This is a genomic window from Psychrobacter piechaudii, from assembly GCF_900162825.1.
GTDB classification, from domain to species: Bacteria; Pseudomonadota; Gammaproteobacteria; order Pseudomonadales; family Moraxellaceae; genus Psychrobacter; species Psychrobacter piechaudii.
In genome coordinates, this window is record NZ_FUGE01000164.1 from 1 (window position 1) to 1,247 (window position 1,247).

The following is a 1,247-nucleotide window of genomic DNA, read 5'->3' on the forward strand; positions in this document are numbered from 1 at the left end:
ACGCATTAATATAGTTCCACACGAAGTTTACTGAACCGCTTAGACAATTCAGCTCTTTTATGTGTTTGTTTTTAATGCGTAGCTTGAGTGTTTTCATATGCTTAGTATGGCAAGATTAATTTTAGCTTACAACCCTTTAACGACTTCTTACGACAGTATATGTCGCCTTATATCCACCCCCTGAAGTGGGTGGTTTTACGGCGACTGGTGATAAAGATAGTTATAATAAAGCTGCCAACCTAAGATTGACAGCTTGAGTATAAAAAATTGACAAAAAATGATACTAGCGATACAAAGTTCTGAGCAGCTAACTCATTACTGGCTTAAACGCCGTATTGTTCGCGGTAATGACGCATTTTCGCCAACTGACTTGGCTCTCCATGTTTTGCCACATAATCAATGATGTCATCGATATCAACTAAGGCTTGCACAGGCACCTGTAAGCTTTGGGCCAACTCTTGAATAGCAGACTGTTCGTTTTGACCACGCTCTTTACGATCCAGTGCCACAATAATACCGGCCACTGTCGCACCCGCCGCACTCAGAATTTCTACCACCTCTCGCATTGCGGTCCCAGCAGTGATTACATCATCTAATACCCAAACAGCTTTGCCGCTAACGTCAGCACCGACTAGATTTCCACCTTCACCATGGTCTTTGGCCTCTTTGCGGTTATAGCCCCAGCGCGCATTTATGCCATGATTGTTCCATAGAGCTTGAGCAGTTGCTGCTACAAAAGGAATGCCTTTATAAGCAGCACCAAAAATAACTAACTCATCACTCTGAGATTCTTTGACTTGCTCTGCCAAAGCTTGAGCATAACCGTTCGCCAATAGTGATAGAGTTTCGCCAGTGGCCAATAAACCAGCATTAAAAAAGTACGGGCTAATACGACCAGACTTAAGAACATACTCACCAAACTTTAAAACATCATTGGATAAAGCCAGTTGAATGAAATCACTGCTACTAAATGTGCTAGTTGAAGGAGGAACTGCCATGAAGAATCCTATAGAACCAATAAAATTTATATTAACTTTCAGCTCAATAAAGCCTCGCTGAGCCAAAAGCCCTGACCACGAAATCGATTAAATTAAGGCCGGTATTATAGCGGTTATAATGCGTTAATGCAGGTATAGATAAAGGAATTACAGGGCAATCGCACTACAAAAAGTCAAAGAAGGAGTAAAATATAGCACCCGATCCATAAGAGGGAGCTATTATGCTCAACGATCCAAGAGAGTTCTTTG

The 1,247-nt window shown here is 41.7% G+C and carries 1 protein-coding gene and 1 pseudogene; both read right to left on the reverse strand.

The features are described 5' to 3' along the window. Positions 1 to 97, reverse strand: a pseudogene (locus tag A1019T_RS13700) (transposase); the annotation flags it as partial. 226 nt (positions 98 to 323) lie between these two features. Continuing rightward, positions 324 to 998 carry an orotate phosphoribosyltransferase gene (gene pyrE / locus A1019T_RS09355; protein ID WP_077451419.1) on the reverse strand — a complete coding sequence of 225 codons (675 nt, stop codon included), beginning with the start codon at positions 996 to 998 and terminating at the stop codon, positions 324 to 326. Positions 999 to 1,247: the final 249 nt, after the last annotated feature.